This is a genomic window from Paraburkholderia sp. FT54, from assembly GCF_031585635.1.
Taxonomy (GTDB): Bacteria; Pseudomonadota; Gammaproteobacteria; order Burkholderiales; family Burkholderiaceae; genus Paraburkholderia.
Window position 1 is genome coordinate 3,711,687 of the sequence record NZ_CP134195.1, and the last position, 17,259, is coordinate 3,728,945.

Genomic DNA, 17,259 nt, shown 5'->3' on the forward strand with positions numbered 1-17,259 from the left:
AAGGCGCGGCGTGTGCGCCGCCCCTGAGGGCGGCAGTCCCACTAGGCGCTGCCGGAACCGCTCGAACTCGCCGAAGCGGCCGGTGCGGCAGCAGGCGCGGACGGCTTCGCGGCCGCGCTCGATGAACCGGCTGCGGCCGTGCTGCTGGCCGAAGCCGCGTCGGATTGCGCGGCGCCATTATTGGCGCCCGCGTTCTCGCCGGAGGCGCCATTCGAGGCGCCGTTGGCGTCAGGCTTGGCAGGCGCGCTCGTGCCGCCATTGCCGCCGCGAAAATCGGTCACGTACCAGCCGGAACCCTTCAACTGGAAGCCGGCAGCTGTGACCTGCTTGCGAAACGTGTCTTTCCCGCACTCGGGACATTGCGTCAACTGGGGGTCGCTGATCTTCTGGAGCACGTCCTTCCCGAAGTCGCATGATTCGCAACGATAAGCGTAGATCGGCATGATCTTTTTCCCTACTGAAATCTAGTAAACGCTTGCAAAGCCTTGAATTATAGCCGCAAACCATACCCCTTCCCCGGATTTCGGGGACGAGCGCACGACGCAGCCGCCGTTCGGTTAAGTGGGGGCGGCCGCGCTCGAATCAAGTACGGCCCGCGCCGCCGTGGAGCGCCGCAGCCGCACTGTCAGACGCGGCGGCGCCAGGTTAGCCAGCGCTCACGTCCCGCGAAGACGGCAATCGAATCGTGCACGGCTTCGTCTTCGATCAGTTCGAAGTACGGGCTGAGCAGCGCGTCGAGTTCCGCGCGCTCGATACCGAACGGCGGCCCTTTCGGCGTCGCGCCGATGAAAAAGAAGCCCGCGAGCAGCGCGCCGCCGGGCAACAGATCGGCCATCCTTCGTGCATAGTCCGTGCGGCGCGCGAGCGGCAGCGCGCAGAGGAACGCGCGCTCGTAGATCCAGTCGGGCGTGAAAGGCGGTTCATACGTGAAGAAATCCGCCTGCTCGACCAGATGCGCATGCTCTGTGCCCAACTGCTCATGCGCCGCCGCGACGGCGGCCGGCGAAAAGTCGATCGCCCGGACCGGATTGCCCTGCCCAGCCAGCCAGACCGCTTCGTACGCGCTGCCGCAACCTGGAATCAACACGGCGGCGCCGGCATGGCGCGCCGCAAACGACTGAAACGCGGACGGCACACCCGCCTGATCCCACGGCATGAAGCGGCGCTCGAAACGCTCGTCCCAGAACTCTGGCGAGTTAGGGTCGCGGCTCTCGAATTCGGGCACGGAGGGTTGGGTCGGGTCGCTCATCAGATGCCTCGCAGTGGTCGCCATCAGCCGCCGTAAGCGAGCGCCAGAAACGCCCGCGCCAGCACCGCACCCACACCGACCGCTACGCCGAACAGCAGCAAGCTTTGCAACAACCGGTTGGTGCGTTTCTGCTCGAGCAGAATCTGGCGAATCATGTCGTCATTCGCGCCGCGCTTGTTGTCGTGGCGCTCAGCCAGCACGTGATGAATCAGGCGCGGCAACTGTGGCAGCGTCTTGCTCCACTGCGGCGCCTCGATCTTCAGACGCTCGTACCAGCCGCGCAGGCCGATCTGTTCGTTCATCCAGCGTTCGAGGTAGGGCTTGGCCGTCTTCCACAGGTCGAGTTCCGGGTCGAGGGAACGGCCGAGGCCTTCCACGTTCAGCATGGTTTTTTGCAGCAGCACCAGTTGCGGCTGGATCTCGACGTTGAAGCGCCGCGAAGTCGAGAACAGGCGCATCAGGACCTGGCCGAGCGAAATATCCTTCAGCGCGCGGTCGAAGTACGGCTCGCAGACCGCGCGGATCGCGCTCTCGAGTTCTTCGACGCGGGTAGTCGGCGGCACCCAGCCCGACTCCAGATGCAGCGTGGCGACGCGATGGTAGTCGCGCTTGAAGAACGCGAGGAAGTTCTGCGCGAGGTAGTTCTTATCGAAGTCCGACAGCGCGCCGATGATGCCGAAATCGAGCGCGATATAGCGGCCGAAGTGCGCCGGATCGAGACTCACCTGGATGTTGCCTGGGTGCATGTCGGCGTGAAAAAAGCCGTCGCGGAACACCTGTGTGAAGAAAATCTCGACGCCTTCGCGTGCCAGCTTCGGAATGTCCACGCCGGCCGCGCGCAGCGTCTCCACCTGGCTGATCGGCACGCCAACCATGCGCTCCATGACCAGTACCGTGGGCGTGCAAAACTCCCAGTACATCTCCGGCACGAGCAGCAGGTCGAGCCCGGCGAAGTTGCGCCGCAGCTGGCTGCCGTTGGCCGCCTCGCGCATCAGGTCGAGTTCGTCGTGCAGGTATTTGTCGAATTCGGCGACCACCTCGCGCGGCTTCAGACGCTTGCCGTCGGCCCACAGGCGCTCGGCCCACACAGCGATGTCACGCAGCAAAGCGAGGTCGGAGTCGATCACCGGCAGCATGTTCGGGCGCAGCACCTTCACGGCGACGGCCTTGCCGGCGTGTTGCCCCGCCTTGACCGTGGCGAAGTGCACCTGCGCGATCGAGGCGCTCGCCACCGGCACCCGCTCGAAGTCGTCGAACAGCACGTCGACCGGCGCGCCAAGCGACTTCTCGACCAGCCCGATCGCCACCGCGGAATCGAACGGCGGCACCTGATCCTGGAGCTTCGCCAGTTCATTGGCGATATCCACCGGCAACAGGTCGCGCCGCGTGGACAACACCTGTCCGAATTTGACGAAGATCGGCCCGAGACTTTCCAGCGCCAGACGCAAACGCACGCCCGGCGGCGCGTCGAACTTGCGGCCGATGGTGGTGATACGCAGCAGCAGACGCACACGCCGGTCGTTGACCCGGCTGAGCATCATCTCATCGAGACCAAAGCGGATGACTGTGAAAAAAATCTTGAGGAAACGCAGAAAACGCATAGTTGTGCCCGGTGACTAGCGCGTGCCGCGCGACGTGGCGGCGCCGCCCGGCGCATTGGCGCCGCGGGCTTCGACCTTCTGTGCAAGACGCTCGATGCGTTTTTCCACGCGCGCCAGTGCGTCGCGCGCGCGGGCCAGTTCGACGTTGAAGTCCTCCAGTGCGGCGCGACGCACCAGTTGCGGATTCTCGTCGAGCAGATACTCGGCAGCGGTGTCGAGCAGATTGCGACCGGTGCGTTGCACATGTTCGCCGACCGAGCGCACGACCGACGCCACCCGCCACGCCGGACCGTCGCCGATGAGTTTGGCCAGGTCTTCTTCCGGCTCCCAGCGCAGATGTTCGGCAAGCCTGGCGATCACGGTGGCGAACTCGGCGTCACCTTCGATCTTCACGTGCTTCATCACCGCCGCCTGGCCGCCTTGGACGAAGGCCGGCAACGCGTCGGACGGCACCGAGATGGTCACGTCGAACTGTTGCGCCTCGGTGGCGGCGACGGTACTCAGATAGCCGTCCGGTTGCACCAGCAGCATCAGCACGACCGGCGGGCAGGACAGTCTGGCGGTCTTGCCCGCATAGGGGGCGAGTCGCTCACGAGCCCACGATTCGCGGGCGAGCAGATGATTGACAGCAGCAGCGAAGGGCTTGGCGGCGAGGGTCATTGAAAGTGGCAAGAAAAAACCCGCGCGAGCGAGGTGCCCGCGCGGGTTCCTATTGTAACGTCCGTTCGCTTCGCGGCCTGCTATGCCGAACGGCCAACGCGCGTTGCCAGGTCAGGACGCGCAGCCCTGACGTGGCCCTGTCGCGCTGTTGTCTCAGTGCTGCGCCACCTGCTGGATGCCGGCCAGCAGCCAGCCTTCGCCGGGGCGATTCGCCTTGGACAGGTTCCAGACTTCGACGAACGGCTCCGCCGCCGCGCCCGGTGCTTCGCGAATCAGGCCCGAGAAGCGGACGCTGGCGAAGTATTCGTTCGCGCGCTCTTCCACGCCGAGCAGTTCGGCGTTCAGTTGCACCACGTCCGTCTGATTCGTTTCCGCGCCGCGCGAAGAGAGGTCGACCCTCACCTCAGCGAACATTTCCGGCGTGGTGAACTCGCGGATGTCGTCCATATTGCCGACGTCCCATGCGGCTTGCAGACGCACGAAGTAGACCTTGGCATTGCGCAGGAACGCTTCCGAGTCGAAGCCGGCCGGCACCACAGGCGCGGCGTTGATGGTGGGCGTGTTCAGCGGGTTGCCTTGCGGTTCGAGATACGAGCCGGTGGGCGGTGCGCTATAACGCGGTTCCTGCGAATAGCCCGTGCCGCCCGAGTTGAGCGACGGTGAACTGCCCGCGTACGCCGGCTGCGCCGGGTCGCGCTTGCGGCCCATGAAGCGGCGGATCAGCCAGATGCCGATCATCGCGATGATCGCAATCACGATGATATTGGCCATGGCGCCGGCGAACGCGCCGCCGAGGCCAAAGTGCGACAGCAACGCGGCGATGCCGAGACCGGCTGCCAGACCGGCGATCGGCCCCAGCCAGCGCGAACGGTTAGGCTGCGCGGCGGGAGTCGGCGCAGGCGCCGGTGCCGGCTGCGCGCGCTGCTGCATGGCCTGATTGCCTTGGGAAGGTTGCGACGGCGCAGATTGCTGCGTCACGCTATTCGACTGACGGCCGATGCTACGGCCACCGCCCATGCGGCGAGCTTCCGCATCGAGCGAAGCGAGGGAGCCGGCCATGATCAGACCGACCATCGCGATCAGTCCGATTCTTCTCACCAGCGACCGCCCAATCTTACGGGGAGATAACACACCTGAATCGGACATTTTGGTACTTTCCTTTAAAAATCGATGGGTTAGGAACCCTAGTATTTGGTCCCCACATGTAAAGCTACCACGCCAGCTGACAAATTGTAATATTTGACGCCGTCCAGGCCCGCTTGTTCCATCATTGTTTTTAAAGTTTCCTGGTCCGGATGCATCCGGATCGATTCCGCGAGGTATTGGTAGCTCTCGGCATCTTTCGCGAAGCGTTCACCCAACCACGGCAACACCTTAAAAGAATAGACGTCGTAGACCTTCTTGAGCGGATCCCACACCTTCGAAAATTCCAGCACGAGGAGACGCCCTGCCGGCTTCAGCACCCGCCGCATTTCCGCCAGCGCGATATCCTTGTGCGTCATGTTGCGCAGGCCGAACGCCACCGTCACCACGTCGAAGTAGTTGTCCGGAAAAGGGATTTTCTCGGCGTCGCAGAGCAGCGCCGGGGTGATCACACCTTTGTCCAGCAGCCGGTCGCGGCCCACGCGCAGCATCGATTCATTGATGTCGGTATGCCACACTTCGCCGCTCTCGCCTGCCTGCTTCGCGAACGCCTTCGACAGATCGCCCGTGCCGCCCGCGATGTCGAGCACCTTGTAACCCGGCCGCACGTTGGCCTGGGCGATCGTGAACATCTTCCACGCCCGGTGCAACCCGCCCGACATCAGGTCGTTCATCAAGTCGTAGTTGGCGGCAACCGAGTGGAACACGCCCGCCACCTTCTGCGCCTTTTCCTGTTCGTCGACCGATTGAAAGCCGAAGTGGGTTTTGCTCATCGCGCTCGTCCTTTCGCGTATTCTGAAATGTTGCGCCGCATCAGTGCGGCGTTCGGGGCGAATCGTATCAGTGACAATGTCCGTGCGCAGCGCCGGCTTGAACCATTGGCGTATCGCGGTCGACGCCGGCCGCCTGAAGTTTGGCGAGATAGTCGCGCCAGAGTTCATCCTGGCGCACGGCCATGTCGTACAGCAGGTCCCACGAATAGATGCCGGTGGCGTGTCCATCCGAGAAAGTCGGCTGCAACGCATAGTTGCCGACGCCCTCGATCAGCGTGATCGTTACTTCGCGCTTGCCGGTCTGCAACGTTTCCTGGCCGGGCCCGTGGCCCATCACTTCCGCCGACGGCGAATACACGCGCAGCAGTTCGAACGGCAGGCGATACGATTCGCCGTTTGCGTACTGCAATTCGAGCACACGCGATTTGGAATGCACGACCACACCGGTCGGCACCGGAGTATCGGGAGTCAGACCACTCATATTGACCTCATAGAAAACGCCGTCTCAAGTTTCCCTGCTTCCTCGCACGGCTCACGCGACGCGACAGGTGTGAAGGCGCTCAACCCAGCGCCTGTTCGATTTCCTGCCGCACCGCTTCGCGCAGCAAGGTGGCTTGCGCGCGGCGCGACGACAGCATGGCTTCGGACACCGTGCGCTGGCGCGGCGCCCAGATGGGCAACGGAAAATGAGCGTCGTTCGAAAAACGCGGAATCACGTGCCAGTGCACGTGCGGCACCTGGTTGCCGAGGCTCGCCAGGTTCACTTTGACCGGTTGCAGGATGCGCCGGATCGCGCGCTCGACCGCGTACACGGCCTTCATCACGCGATCGCGGTCGTTTCCGTCGAGGTCGGAAAACTCGGCCACATGCTTGTTCCAGATGACCCGGCAGAAGCCCGGGTAATCGTGTTCATCGGCGAGGACGACACGCAAGGTGTCGTCGTGCCACAGCACATCGCCGCCATCTTCACGGCAAAAAACGCATTCCATCGTCGTCCTCAGGCAAAAATCGTCAGTCGTGCCATTAAACCAGCACGCGCTCGATTCCGCCATTGTTCGCACGCTGCACGTAGTCGACCATCCAGTCTTCACCGAGCACGTGACGTGCCATCTCGACGACGATGTAGTCCGCCTCGATGCCCGCATCTTCGTTGTAGCGCGACAGACCTTGCAGGCAGGACGGGCAGCTCGTGAGGATCTTCACGTCGGTGGCGCCCACCGGCTGCGGGCCGTCGCCGGCCTTGAGCACGGAGCCGTTCGGCGCACCCGCCGAGCCAGCCGAGGCATTGGCCGGATTGATCCCGTTCGCGCCCGCTTCGGCGACGAGCGGAATGCCGCGCAGCTTCGCCGCGCCCTTGCGGATCTCTTCTTCCTTGCGGAAGCGGACCTGTGTCGAAATGTCAGGACGCGTCACCGCAAGCGTGCCGGATTCGCCACAGCAGCGATCGTTCTTCTCGATCTTGTAGCCATCCTTCTCCGAGCCCATCAACTGATTGACAAGCTTAACCGGGTCCATCGTCTTGATCGGCGTGTGGCACGGGTCGTGGTACATGTAGCGCACGCCGTTCACGCCGTCGAGCTTCATGCCTTTCTCCAGCAGAAACTCATGGATGTCGATGATCCGGCAGCCCGGGAAGATCTTCTCGAATTCATAACCGGCGAGCTGGTCGTAGCACGTGCCGCACGACACCACCACCGTCTTGATATCGAGGTAGTTCAGCGTATTGGCGACGCGGTGGAACAGCACGCGGTTGTCCGTGACGATCTGCTCGGCCTTGTCGTACTGGCCCGAACCGCGTTGCGGATAGCCGCAGCACAGATAGCCCGGCGGCAGTACGGTCTGTACGCCCGCTTCCCACAGCATGGCCTGGGTGGCGAGACCGACCTGCGAGAACAACCGCTCCGAGCCGCAGCCCGGGAAGTAGAAGACCGCTTCCGTGTCGGCGGTGGTCGTCTTCGGATTGCGGATGATCGGGACGATCTTGTTGTCCTCGATGTCGAGCAACGCGCGCGCGGTCTTCTTCGGCAAGTTGCCCGGCATCTTCTTGTTCATGAAGTGGATCACCTGCTGCGTGACCGGCGGCTTGCCGACCGTTGCCGGCGGGTGCGCCGTCTGCTTCTTCGCGAACTTCTTCAGCACTTCGTTGCCGAGGCGCTGGGCCTTGTAGCCGATCCCCATCATCGCGGTGCGCGCGAGGTTGATGGTCTGCGGGTTGGTCGCGTTGAGGAAGAACATGCCGGCCGCGTTGCCCGCGTTGAACTTCTTCTTGCCCATCTTGCGCAGCAGGTTGCGCATGTTCATGGTGACGTCGCCGAAGTCGATCTTCACCGGGCACGGTGTCACGCATTTGTGACAGACGGTGCAGTGATCCGCGACGTCGTTGAACTCGTCCCAGTGCTTGATCGACACGCCGCGGCGAGTCTGCTCTTCGTACAGGAACGCCTCGACCAGCAGCGAGGTGGCGAGGATCTTGTTGCGTGGGCTGTACAGCAGGTTCGCGCGCGGCACGTGGGTCGCGCAGACCGGCTTGCACTTGCCGCAGCGCAAGCAGTCCTTGATCGACTCGGAAATCGCGCCGATGTCGGACTGCTGCATGATCAGCGATTCATAACCCATCAGGCCGAAAGACGGCGTGTAAGCGTTGCGCAGGTCGGCGCCTTCGAGCAGCTTGCCCGCGTTGAAGCGGCCATGCGGATCGACGCGCTGCTTGTACTGGCGGAATTCGCTGATCTCGTCTTCGGTCAGGAATTCGAGCTTGGTGATGCCGATGCCGTGCTCGCCGGAAATCACGCCGTCCAGCGAACGCGCCAGCTTCATGATGCGCGCGACCGCCGTGTGAGCGTCCTGCAGCATCTCGTAGTTGTCGGAGTTGACCGGCAGGTTCGTGTGGACATTGCCGTCGCCCGCGTGCATGTGCAGCGCGACGAACACGCGGCCGCGCAGGACCTGCTTGTGGATCGCCTGGGCTTCGTCGAGGATCGGCTTGAACTCGCCGCCGTTGAAGATCTGCCGCAACTCCGCGCGGATCTCCTGCTTCCACGACACGCGGATCGTACGGTCCTGCGTGACATGGAACACGGTCGCGTCGGGCTGCGCGTCCGCGCGGTCGGCGAACTTCTCCGCCAGCGCTTCGTAGCCCAGACCGACCAGATAGTGCTGCGCTTCACGCAAGGACAGATCGAGCTTGTCGCGCAGGAATTCCCAGCGCGTGCGCACACGCTTGAGCAGATCGAGCGCCTGCTGCACGCGATCTTCGAGCAGCTCGGCGCTCGGAATTTCGTTGGCGTCGTCGCTTTTGCCGAGCGGCAGCTTGCCGGCCTTGAAGAACGCTTCGAGCGCGTCGACCAGTTGCAGCTTGTTTTTAATCGACAGCTCGATGTTGATGCGCTCGATGCCATCCGTGTACTCGCCCATGCGGTCGAGCGGGATCACCACGTCTTCGTTGATCTTGAAGGCGTTGGTGTGTTTCGCGATCGCCGCCGTGCGGCTGCGGTCCAGCCAGAAGCGCTTGCGCGCCTCGGCGTTCACCGCGACGAAGCCTTCGCCGCTCTTGCCGTTGGCCATGCGCACGACTTCCGAGGTGGCTTGCGCGACCGCGTCCGCGTCGTCGCCAACGATGTCGCCGATCAGCACCATCTTCGGAAACGCGTTGCGCTTGCTCTTGGTCGCGTAGCCGACCGCGCGCAGATAGCGCTCGTCCAGATGCTCGAGGCCGGCGAGAATCGCGCCGCCCTGCTTCGACGTCTCGAACAGGTAATCCTTGATTTCGACGATGCTCGGAATCGCGTCGCGCGCCTGGCCGAAGAATTCGAGGCAGACGGTGCGCGTGTGCGCCGGCATCTTGTGCAGCACCCAGCGCGCGGACGTAATCAGTCCGTCGCAGCCTTCTTTCTGCACGCCCGGCAGACCGGCGAGGAATTTATCCGTGACGTCCTTGCCGAGGCCTTCCTTACGGAACACGCGGCCCTTGATGTCGAGCGCTTCCGTGCGCAGCAGCTTTTCGCCCGGCGCGTAGTTGCCGTCGAACCATTTGAGCTCGAAACGCGCGACTTCGATGTCGTGAATCTTGCCCATGTTGTGCTCGAGGCGCGTGACTTCGAGCCAGTTCCCTTCCGGGTCGACCATGCGCCACCAGGCGAGATTGTCGAGCGCCGTGCCCCACAACACTGCCTTCTTGCCGCCTGCATTCATCGCGACGTTGCCGCCCACGCAGGACGCATCCAGCGAGGTCGGATCGACGGCGAACACGAAGCCGGCCTGCTCGGCCGCTTCGGTCACGCGGCGCGTGACTACGCCCGCGCCGGAAAAAATCGTCGCGACTTTGCGGTCGACGCCCGGCAGTTCGGTCATTTCGACCGCGCCGAGCTGTTCGAGCTTTTCAGTGTTGATGACGGCCGAGAACGGCGTGAGCGGCACCGCGCCGCCCGTATAGCCCGTGCCGCCTCCGCGCGGAATCACGGTCAGACCGAGTTCGAAACACGCCTTGATCATGCCGGCGATTTCGGCTTCGGTATCCGGCGTGAGCACGACGAACGGGTACTCGACGCGCCAGTCGGTTGCGTCGGTCACGTGCGAGACGCGCGACAGACCGTCGAACTTGATGTTGTCTTTTTCCGTGACCTTGCCCAGCACCTTGGTCGCACGCTTGCGCAGATCGTATGTCTTCTGGAATTCGCTCGCGAATTCGTCGACGGCGCGGCGCGCGGCCTGAACCAGCGTTTCGACACGAGCGGCGCGGTCCACGCCCGCTTCATCGCCGTGTTCGGTCAGATCGGCGCGGCGGCGCTTCTCGATCTCGCTCAAACGGTGATGCAATGCTTCGATCAGCATCGCGCGGCGCTTCGGGTTGTCGAGCAGGTCGTCCTGCAGGTACGGATTGCGGCGCACCACCCAGATGTCGCCTAGCACTTCGTACAGCATCCGTGCCGAGCGGCCGGTACGGCGTTCCGCGCGCAATTCGGCAAGCACGCTCCAAGCCTCGTCGCCGAGCAGGCGGATGACGATTTCGCGATCGGAAAACGACGTGTAGTTATAGGGAATTTCGCGCAGACGCGCTTCGGGATCGGCGGCCACCGCGGCGGGGGCCCCGTGCGGATCGAAAACTTGAGGTGCGTTCATGTTCGGACGACTCGGTAGGTCAACCCGGCGCGCTCGTGGATGAGGCGTCGGCTGACGGTGCGCGTGGGGCGCAATGCTGGAAATCTTCTAGGGGAGCGAAGCTCGACCGACGGCCAAACCCACACCGGTCGCTTCGCGGCGCTCAGATATAGCTACACGATCGTGCGTGGCGGACGAGACGCTCCGCCGCGGGGCAAGACTCACGCGGGACGGGCATCAAGTGGGCGATCCGAGGCTGCCAGTGCATCTTCCGATCCTTATTCCAAAATGGAATTCTACCGCATGATCCCACCACGCGTTGACGGCTGAAATCGGAACAGCGGCGGGAATTTGGGCACTTTCATGACGAATCGTAAGGCGGCGCCCACATGCCTGATTGACCAACCGAACGGTCGGGCGGTGCCATACGGCGCGGCTGCAGTGCATCAGCCGACGGCCTGAGCGTACACCGTACGCGCTATCATTGACCCTTTCCCGTCTCACCAAGCGCTCCGCGCCACCCGCATGGCCTCCCACGACTACCTGAAGAAAACCCTGACCGCGCGCGTCTACGACGTGGCCCGCGAGACCGAACTCGAACGCGCGCCGAATCTGTCGGCGCGTCTGCGCAACCCGGTCTACCTGAAGCGCGAGGACAACCAGCCGGTGTTCTCGTTCAAGGTGCGCGGCGCGTACAACAAGATGGCGCATATTCCTCCTGAAGCGCTGGAACGTGGGGTGATTACGGCGTCGGCGGGCAATCACGCGCAGGGCGTGGCTTTGTCCGCGGCGCGCATGGGTGTGAAGGCGATCATCGTGGTGCCGGTCACCACGCCGCAGGTGAAGGTCGATGCGGTGCGCGCGCACGGCGGGCCGACCGTCGAAGTGGTGCAGTTCGGCGAGTCGTATAGCGACGCGTATGCACACGCGGTGAAGCTCCAGGAAGAGCGCGGCCTGACCTTCGTGCATCCGTTCGACGATCCCTATGTAATCGCCGGCCAGGGCACGGTGGCGATGGAGATTCTCAGCCAGCATCAGGGCCCGATTCACGCGATCTTCGTGCCGATCGGCGGCGGTGGACTCGCGGCAGGCGTGGCCGCGTATGTGAAATCCGTGCGCCCGGAGATCAAGGTGATCGGCGTGCAGACCGATGATTCGTGCGCGATGGCCGCGTCGCTGAAAGCCGGCGAGCGGGTCACGCTGAACGAAGTGGGTCTCTTCTCGGACGGCACGGCGGTAAAGCTGGTGGGCGAAGAAACCTTCCGCCTGTGCAGCGAATATCTCGACGACGTGCTGCTCGTGAATACCGACGCGCTATGCGCCGCGATCAAGGACGTGTTCCAGGACACGCGCAGCGTGCTGGAACCCGCCGGCTCGCTCGCGGTGGCGGGCGCGAAACAGTATGCGGAGCGCGAAGGCATCGAGAACCAGACGCTGATCGCGATCACGTCGGGCGCGAACATGAACTTCGACCGCATGCGTTTCGTCGCCGAGCGCGCCGAAGTCGGCGAAGCGCGCGAAGCGGTGTTCGCCGTGACGATCCCCGAAGAGCGCGGCAGTTTCCGGCGCTTTTGCGAACTGGTGGGCACACGCAGCGTCACCGAATTCAACTACCGCATTGCCGATGCGAACTCCGCCCATATCTTCGTGGGCGTGCAGATCAGGAATCGCAGCGAGTCGGCGCAGATCGCGGGCGCGTTCGAAGCGCACGGCTTCGCCACGGTCGATCTGACATTCGACGAACTCTCCAAGCAGCACATCCGCTATATGGTCGGCGGGCGCTCGCCTCTGGCGCACGACGAACGTCTGTTCCGTTTCGAGTTTCCGGAGCGGCCGGGCGCGCTGATGAAATTCCTTTCGTCGATGGCGCCGAACTGGAATATCAGCCTGTTCCACTATCGCAACCAGGGCGCGGACTATAGTTCGATTCTGGTCGGCATCCAGGTGCCCGAAAGCGAGAACGAGGTGTTCGACCGTTTTCTCGCCACGCTCGGCTATCCAAACTGGGAAGAGACGCAGAACCCGGTGTATCGCTTATTCCTCGCCTGACCTTTAGGACTGAACACGCAGATGGCTCTTACGCTTGTCGACAAACTGGTGGTGGCAATCTCGTCGCGCGCGCTGTTCGACTTCGAGGAAGAGAACCGCGTCTACGAGGAAGGCGACCTGCAAGCCTATCAAGCGTTGCAGCGCGACCGCCTGACCGTGCCCGCCAAACCGGGCGTGGCGTTTCCGCTCATCCGCAAGCTGCTGGCCTTGAACGCCGGCGGCCATCGCGTCGAAGTGGTGATTCTGTCGCGCAGCGATCCGATCAGCGGACTACGCGCGTTCCATTCGTGCCGGGAACATGGGCTCGCCATCGAGCGCGGCGTGTTCACGCGCGGGCGTGCGCCGTTCGGCTATCTGAAGCCGTTGAACGCGTCGCTGTTTCTGTCCGCCAATCAGCAGGACGTGCGCGATGCGCTGGCCGCCGGATTTCCCGCCGCGCGCGTGCTGCCCGAATCGGCGAAAATGGCGAGCAAGTATCCGGACGAAATCCGCATCGCCTTCGACGGCGACGCCGTGCTGTTTTCCGACGAAGCCGAGCGCGTGTTCCAGAAAGACGGCTTGCGCGCCTTTGTCGGCCATGAAATTCACAACAAGGATCTGCCGCTCGCGGATGGTCCCTTGAAGCCGCTGCTCGAAGCGTTGCACCGGTTGCAAAAACTCGCGGACGAAGCCGCGCCCATGCATATCCGTACGGCATTGGTGACGGCGCGCTCGGCACCCGCGCATGAGCGCGCGATCCGCACCCTGATGGCATGGAACATCGAAATCGACGAAGCGATGTTCCTCGGCGGCCTCGACAAGAGCGCATTTCTGCGCGAGTTCGAGCCGGACTTTTTCTTCGACGACCAAATTGGCCACTGCGAATCGGCCCGCGTCGTGACGGCGACGGGGCACGTGCTAAGTGGCATCGTGAACGCATCATGACACCCGAACAATCACCGCTGGGTAAGCCCTCCGCTTACACCGAACAATATGACGCCTCGTTGCTGTTTCCGATTGCGCGCAAGAATGCGCGCGAGGCGATCGGCATCGGCGCGCAGTTGCCGTTCTTCGGCACGGACATCTGGAATGCGTATGAGTTGTCGTGGCTGAATGCGCGCGGCAAGCCGCAGATCGCGGTGGCGACTTTCTTCGTGCCGGCGGACTCGCCGAATATCGTCGAGTCGAAGTCGTTCAAGCTTTATCTCGGCTCATTCGCGCAGACCGCGTTCGAGTCGATGGACGCGGTGCACGACACGATCAAGCGCGATGTGGCCGCGTCGTGCGGCGCGAGCGTGTCCGTTCATCTGGCCGCGCCGTATGAGTTCGGCAAATTGCAGATGGAAGAATTCGAGGGTTTGTCGCTGGATCGGCTGGATCTCGATACCGACATTTATCAGCCGGACGCGTCCTTGCTGAAAGCGGCGCTCGATGAAGCCCCGGTCGAAGAAACGCTGTTCTCCAACTTGCTGAAATCGAATTGCCCGGTGACGGGTCAGCCCGATTGGGGCAGCGTGCAGATTCATTACGTGGGCCCGCAGATCGATCACGCAGGCTTGCTGCGCTACATCATCTCGTACCGGAATCACACCGGTTTTCACGAGCAGTGTGTCGAGCGGATTTTTATCGACGTGCTGAAGGCGTGCAAGCCGGTCAAGCTCGCGGTGTATGCGCGCTACACGCGGCGCGGCGGGTTGGATATCAACCCGTTCCGCACAAATTACAACTTGCCGATGCCGGATAATATGCGGTTGGCGCGGCAGTAAAGAGCCGGTTGTTCGCCGCGGCGAGTTGATGCGAATCCGCGGCGAACGAAACCAGTTCAATCTCCCGGGTCAGGCAGCGGGCTTCTTATAAGCCACGCAATCCACTTCAACCCGGCAATCAATCACCATCGAAGAAACGACACACGCCCGCGCCGGCGGGTTCTCGCCGAAATACTCGCGGAACACCTTGTTGAACGACGCGAAGTCGCGCGGATCATCCAGCCACACGCCGCAGCGGACCACATGCTCCGCACCATAGCCGGCTTCCTTCAGAATCGCGAATACGTTCTGAATCGCCTTGTGAGATTGCTCGACGATGCCGCCATTGATCACCTCGCCGTTTTCCATCGGCGTCTGTCCGGACACGAACAGCCAGCCGTCCGCTTCGACTGCGCGCGCAAACGGCATATGCTGACCGCCCGTTCCCTTCCCGCCTTCAACACCATATCGCTTCATCATCACGCTCCTTAAAAAGTCCGGCACGCGCTCAGCAGAATCGCCGCGCGCGCCGCAATCAATCAGTCAATTAATCAGTCGATCGAACAAACAATCAGAACGCGCCGTGCGCGTCACCCTTCGACGCCGCGCCGCGCGCCACGAAGTGTCCGGCGCGCTCGCCCGTCACTTCGCCATTGCGATACGTCAGCACGCCGTTCACCCACACCGCGTCGATACCGTCGGCGGCCTGCTGCGGGTTCTCGAACGTCGCCGCGTCGCGCACCTTGGCCGGGTCGAACAGCACCAGGTCGGCGTGATAGCCGATGTGCACCTCACCGCGCTGCGTCAGACCGAAGCGCCGCGCTGACAGGCTGGTCATCTTGCGCACCGCCTCTTCGAGCGGCAGCAAACCCGCGTCGCGCGCGTAGTGGCCGAGCACGCGCGGAAACGCGCCCCACAAGCGCGGATGCGGCAGCGGATCGTTCGGCAAGCCGTCCGAGCCGACCATCGTCGCGGGATGCGAGAGAATGCGCCGCACGTCGTCTTCGGACATGTTGTGATACACCGCGCCCGCCGGTTGCAGGCGCTTGCCCGCTTCCTGCTGCGTGACGCCCCACTCCGCCGCGATCTCTTTCACGAGCTTGCCCGCCATCTCCGGATGCGGCTCCGACCACGTAATCGTGATGTCGATGTCGCCCGTCACCTGCTTTAGATCGAGCGTCGACGAACTGCGGTTGTATGGATAGCAATCGCAACCGATCGGCTGCAGGCGGCGCGCGCCTTCCAGCGAGTTCAGCACTTCCTCACTGCGTCCCCAGTTCGACGGACCCGCGCACTTCAGATGCGAAATCACCACCGGCACATGGGCGTGACGGCCCACGCGATAGGCTTCGTCCATCGCATCGAGAATCGCGTCGAATTCGGTGCGCATGTGCGTGGTGTACAACGCGCCAGCCGCGGCGAGCGGTTCGGCCAAGGCCATCACTTCTTCGGTCGGCGCCGAGAACGCCGAGCCATATGCGAGGCCAGAACTCAGACCCAGCGCACCGTTGGCCAACGCTTCTTCGAGTTGAGCGCGCATGCCGTCGATTTCCTGTGGCGTTGCCGCGCGGTCGAGCCGGTCCATCTGGTTGCTGCGCAGCGCCGTATGCCCGATCAGCGCGCCGACATTCACCGCCGGCCGCGCCGCGTTGACCGCTTCGACATATGCGGCGAAAGTCGGATACTGGAACGCGTCGCGCTCGCCGAGCAGGTTCATCGGATCGGGCGGATCGCCCTTCAGCGCAACCGGCGACGCGCTGATGCCGCAATTGCCGACGATCACCGTCGTCACGCCTTGCGTGATCTTCGGCAGCATTTGCGGCGAGCGGATCACGTGCGTGTCGTCGTGCGTGTGAACGTCGATGAAGCCCGGCGCCAGCGCGCGGCCCTCGGCCTCGATCACTTCTTCGGCAAGCCAGTTCGACAGATTGCCGATCGCGACGATGCGGCCGTCGCGAACCGCGACGTCGCGTTCGACAGGCGGCGCGCCCGTGCCGTCATACAGTTGCGCGCCGACGATCAGCGTATCGGCGGCTTCGGGATGCGAATGCATGGATCAGTCTCCTAACGGTTGTCGATCGCCGCCACCGCGGTGCGTGTCGAGTGCGTGCTTCATGCGGCGCAGCAATTCGCGGCTCTCGTCACCCTGACTGACGGCGAGTTCGGTGACGAGCACATCGAGCGCCATCATCATCGCGTAGCGCGACGACGACGGCTTGTAAATGAAATCAGTTTCGAAAGCCACGATCGGGATCACCCAATCGGCCAGCCGCGCGAGCGGCGAAGCCGGCGCGGTCAGCGCGATCACGGTCGCGCCGTAGCTGCGCGCGATCTTGCAGTTCTCGACCATCTCGGGCACGCGCCCGGTGGTGGACAGCGCGATCACCACGCATTCGCGCGACACCGTGCTGGCCACCATGCGTTGCAGCAAGCCGTCCTGATAGGTCGCGACAGGCCGGCCGAGGCGCACGAGCCGGAAGCGCATCTCGTCGGCGAGCGCGGTCGAGCCGCCGCCCATGCCGAACACGTAGATCATGCGCGCGGCGCGCAAGGCAGCCGCCGCGTCGCCGAGCGGCGCCTGGCGCAGCAATTGATGGTTGTGCGCGAGCGCGGTCTGCAATTCGTCGAATACGCGAGTCGCGATCGGTTCGGGTGTGTCGCTTGGACCACCGGCCTGCAGGAAGCGTTGACCGACGGCGGCGGCCTGCGCGAGCCGCAGTTTCAGCTCGCGCACGTCACGGCAGCCCACCGCCTTGGCAAAGCGCGTCACGGTCGCGACGCTCACTTCCGCCTGCTGCGCGAGCGCGCCGATGCTGGCGCGCGAGGCGCCCGTCAGATCGTCGAGAATCAGCGCGGCGACCTTGCGTTCAGCCGAGCGCAGCTCCGGCGCGCATTCGGCAATGCGCGCGACGATGTCGAAAGCCAGCGGTTCGGCGGTTAAGTTCATTGCAGACTGTGGGGAG

The 17,259-nt window shown here is 63.6% G+C and carries 15 protein-coding genes; 3 read left to right on the forward strand and 12 right to left on the reverse strand.

Features of this window, described 5'->3' with window-relative positions; all coding sequences use genetic code 11:
* Positions 1 to 41: 41 nt before the first annotated feature.
* The 9 genes from RI103_RS17050 to RI103_RS17090 all read right to left on the reverse strand — a co-directional run bounded on the left by RI103_RS17050 (position 42) and on the right by RI103_RS17090 (position 10,544).
* A complete protein-coding gene (locus tag RI103_RS17050) occupies positions 42 to 443 on the reverse strand; it encodes an FmdB family zinc ribbon protein (RefSeq protein WP_310813082.1) in 402 nt (133 codons plus the stop codon).
* 182 nt (positions 444 to 625) lie between these two features.
* A complete protein-coding gene (locus RI103_RS17055) occupies positions 626 to 1,249 on the reverse strand; it encodes a methyltransferase domain-containing protein (RefSeq protein WP_310813083.1) in 624 nt (207 codons plus the stop codon).
* 23 nt (positions 1,250 to 1,272) lie between these two features.
* A complete protein-coding gene (ubiB, locus tag RI103_RS17060) occupies positions 1,273 to 2,850 on the reverse strand; it encodes a ubiquinone biosynthesis regulatory protein kinase UbiB (RefSeq protein ID WP_310813084.1) in 1,578 nt (525 codons plus the stop codon).
* A gap of 15 nt (positions 2,851 to 2,865) precedes the next feature.
* Positions 2,866 to 3,510, reverse strand: coding sequence for an SCP2 sterol-binding domain-containing protein (locus RI103_RS17065; protein WP_310813085.1), 645 nt, complete (start codon positions 3,508 to 3,510; stop codon positions 2,866 to 2,868).
* 153 nt (positions 3,511 to 3,663) lie between these two features.
* On the reverse strand, positions 3,664 to 4,656 hold the full coding sequence (locus RI103_RS17070) for a TIM44-like domain-containing protein (RefSeq protein WP_310813086.1): 993 nt from the start codon (positions 4,654 to 4,656) through the stop codon (positions 3,664 to 3,666).
* Between the two features lie 38 nt (positions 4,657 to 4,694).
* On the reverse strand, positions 4,695 to 5,426 hold the full coding sequence (gene ubiE, locus RI103_RS17075; RefSeq protein ID WP_310813087.1) for a bifunctional demethylmenaquinone methyltransferase/2-methoxy-6-polyprenyl-1,4-benzoquinol methylase UbiE: 732 nt from the start codon (positions 5,424 to 5,426) through the stop codon (positions 4,695 to 4,697).
* Positions 5,427 to 5,493: 67 nt separating this feature from the next.
* Positions 5,494 to 5,907, reverse strand: coding sequence for a DUF971 domain-containing protein (locus RI103_RS17080; RefSeq protein ID WP_310813088.1), 414 nt, complete (start codon positions 5,905 to 5,907; stop codon positions 5,494 to 5,496).
* A 79-nt stretch (positions 5,908 to 5,986) separates the two neighbouring features.
* Positions 5,987 to 6,415, reverse strand: a complete 429-nt coding sequence (locus RI103_RS17085) for an HIT family protein (RefSeq protein WP_310813089.1) — start codon at positions 6,413 to 6,415, stop codon at positions 5,987 to 5,989.
* Positions 6,416 to 6,449: 34 nt separating this feature from the next.
* A complete protein-coding gene (locus RI103_RS17090; protein WP_310813090.1) occupies positions 6,450 to 10,544 on the reverse strand; it encodes an FAD/FMN-binding oxidoreductase in 4,095 nt (1,364 codons plus the stop codon).
* Positions 10,545 to 11,048: 504 nt separating this feature from the next.
* Between RI103_RS17090 and ilvA the strand changes: the two genes are divergently transcribed.
* Genes ilvA through queF form a run of 3 tightly spaced genes read left to right on the forward strand, consistent with a single transcriptional unit; the run spans position 11,049 to position 14,317 of the window.
* A complete protein-coding gene (gene ilvA, locus RI103_RS17095; protein ID WP_310813091.1) occupies positions 11,049 to 12,572 on the forward strand; it encodes a threonine ammonia-lyase, biosynthetic in 1,524 nt (507 codons plus the stop codon).
* A 21-nt stretch (positions 12,573 to 12,593) separates the two neighbouring features.
* Positions 12,594 to 13,496, forward strand: a complete 903-nt coding sequence (locus RI103_RS17100; protein ID WP_310813092.1) for a 5'-nucleotidase — start codon at positions 12,594 to 12,596, stop codon at positions 13,494 to 13,496.
* Entirely contained in the window at positions 13,493 to 14,317 is an 825-nt protein-coding gene (gene queF, locus RI103_RS17105; protein WP_310813093.1) for an NADPH-dependent 7-cyano-7-deazaguanine reductase QueF, read from the forward strand. The genes RI103_RS17100 and queF overlap by 4 nt, the downstream gene beginning before the upstream one ends.
* Before the next feature lie 69 nt (positions 14,318 to 14,386).
* Here the strand turns inward: queF and RI103_RS17110 are convergent, their stop codons facing one another.
* The 3 genes from RI103_RS17110 to RI103_RS17120 all read right to left on the reverse strand — a co-directional run bounded on the left by RI103_RS17110 (position 14,387) and on the right by RI103_RS17120 (position 17,243).
* Positions 14,387 to 14,773 (reverse strand): RidA family protein, encoded by a 387-nt coding sequence (locus tag RI103_RS17110; RefSeq protein WP_064265547.1) that lies wholly within the window; start codon positions 14,771 to 14,773, stop codon positions 14,387 to 14,389.
* Between the two features lie 94 nt (positions 14,774 to 14,867).
* Positions 14,868 to 16,349 (reverse strand): D-aminoacylase, encoded by a 1,482-nt coding sequence (locus tag RI103_RS17115; protein ID WP_310813094.1) that lies wholly within the window; start codon positions 16,347 to 16,349, stop codon positions 14,868 to 14,870.
* Positions 16,350 to 16,352: 3 nt separating this feature from the next.
* Positions 16,353 to 17,243, reverse strand: coding sequence for a MurR/RpiR family transcriptional regulator (locus RI103_RS17120; RefSeq protein ID WP_310813095.1), 891 nt, complete (start codon positions 17,241 to 17,243; stop codon positions 16,353 to 16,355).
* Between the last annotated feature and the right edge of the window lie 16 nt (positions 17,244 to 17,259).

Excerpts from the sequence above, each read along its gene's own strand:
- RI103_RS17050 (WP_310813082.1), bottom strand. The coding sequence starts at position 443 with ATGCCGATCTACGCTTATCGTTGCGAATCATGCGACTTCGGGAAGGAC.
- RI103_RS17055 (WP_310813083.1), bottom strand. The coding sequence starts at position 1,249 with ATGAGCGACCCGACCCAACCCTCCGTGCCCGAATTCGAGAGCCGCGAC.
- ubiB (WP_310813084.1), bottom strand. The coding sequence starts at position 2,850 with ATGCGTTTTCTGCGTTTCCTCAAGATTTTTTTCACAGTCATCCGCTTT.
- RI103_RS17065 (WP_310813085.1), bottom strand. The coding sequence starts at position 3,510 with ATGACCCTCGCCGCCAAGCCCTTCGCTGCTGCTGTCAATCATCTGCTC.
- RI103_RS17070 (WP_310813086.1), bottom strand. The coding sequence starts at position 4,656 with ATGTCCGATTCAGGTGTGTTATCTCCCCGTAAGATTGGGCGGTCGCTG.
- ubiE (WP_310813087.1), bottom strand. The coding sequence starts at position 5,426 with ATGAGCAAAACCCACTTCGGCTTTCAATCGGTCGACGAACAGGAAAAG.
- RI103_RS17080 (WP_310813088.1), bottom strand. The coding sequence starts at position 5,907 with ATGAGTGGTCTGACTCCCGATACTCCGGTGCCGACCGGTGTGGTCGTG.
- RI103_RS17085 (WP_310813089.1), bottom strand. The coding sequence starts at position 6,415 with ATGGAATGCGTTTTTTGCCGTGAAGATGGCGGCGATGTGCTGTGGCAC.
- RI103_RS17090 (WP_310813090.1), bottom strand. The coding sequence starts at position 10,544 with ATGAACGCACCTCAAGTTTTCGATCCGCACGGGGCCCCCGCCGCGGTG.
- ilvA (WP_310813091.1), top strand. The coding sequence starts at position 11,049 with ATGGCCTCCCACGACTACCTGAAGAAAACCCTGACCGCGCGCGTCTAC.
- RI103_RS17100 (WP_310813092.1), top strand. The coding sequence starts at position 12,594 with ATGGCTCTTACGCTTGTCGACAAACTGGTGGTGGCAATCTCGTCGCGC.
- queF (WP_310813093.1), top strand. The coding sequence starts at position 13,493 with ATGACACCCGAACAATCACCGCTGGGTAAGCCCTCCGCTTACACCGAA.
- RI103_RS17110 (WP_064265547.1), bottom strand. The coding sequence starts at position 14,773 with ATGAAGCGATATGGTGTTGAAGGCGGGAAGGGAACGGGCGGTCAGCAT.
- RI103_RS17115 (WP_310813094.1), bottom strand. The coding sequence starts at position 16,349 with ATGCATTCGCATCCCGAAGCCGCCGATACGCTGATCGTCGGCGCGCAA.
- RI103_RS17120 (WP_310813095.1), bottom strand. The coding sequence starts at position 17,243 with ATGAACTTAACCGCCGAACCGCTGGCTTTCGACATCGTCGCGCGCATT.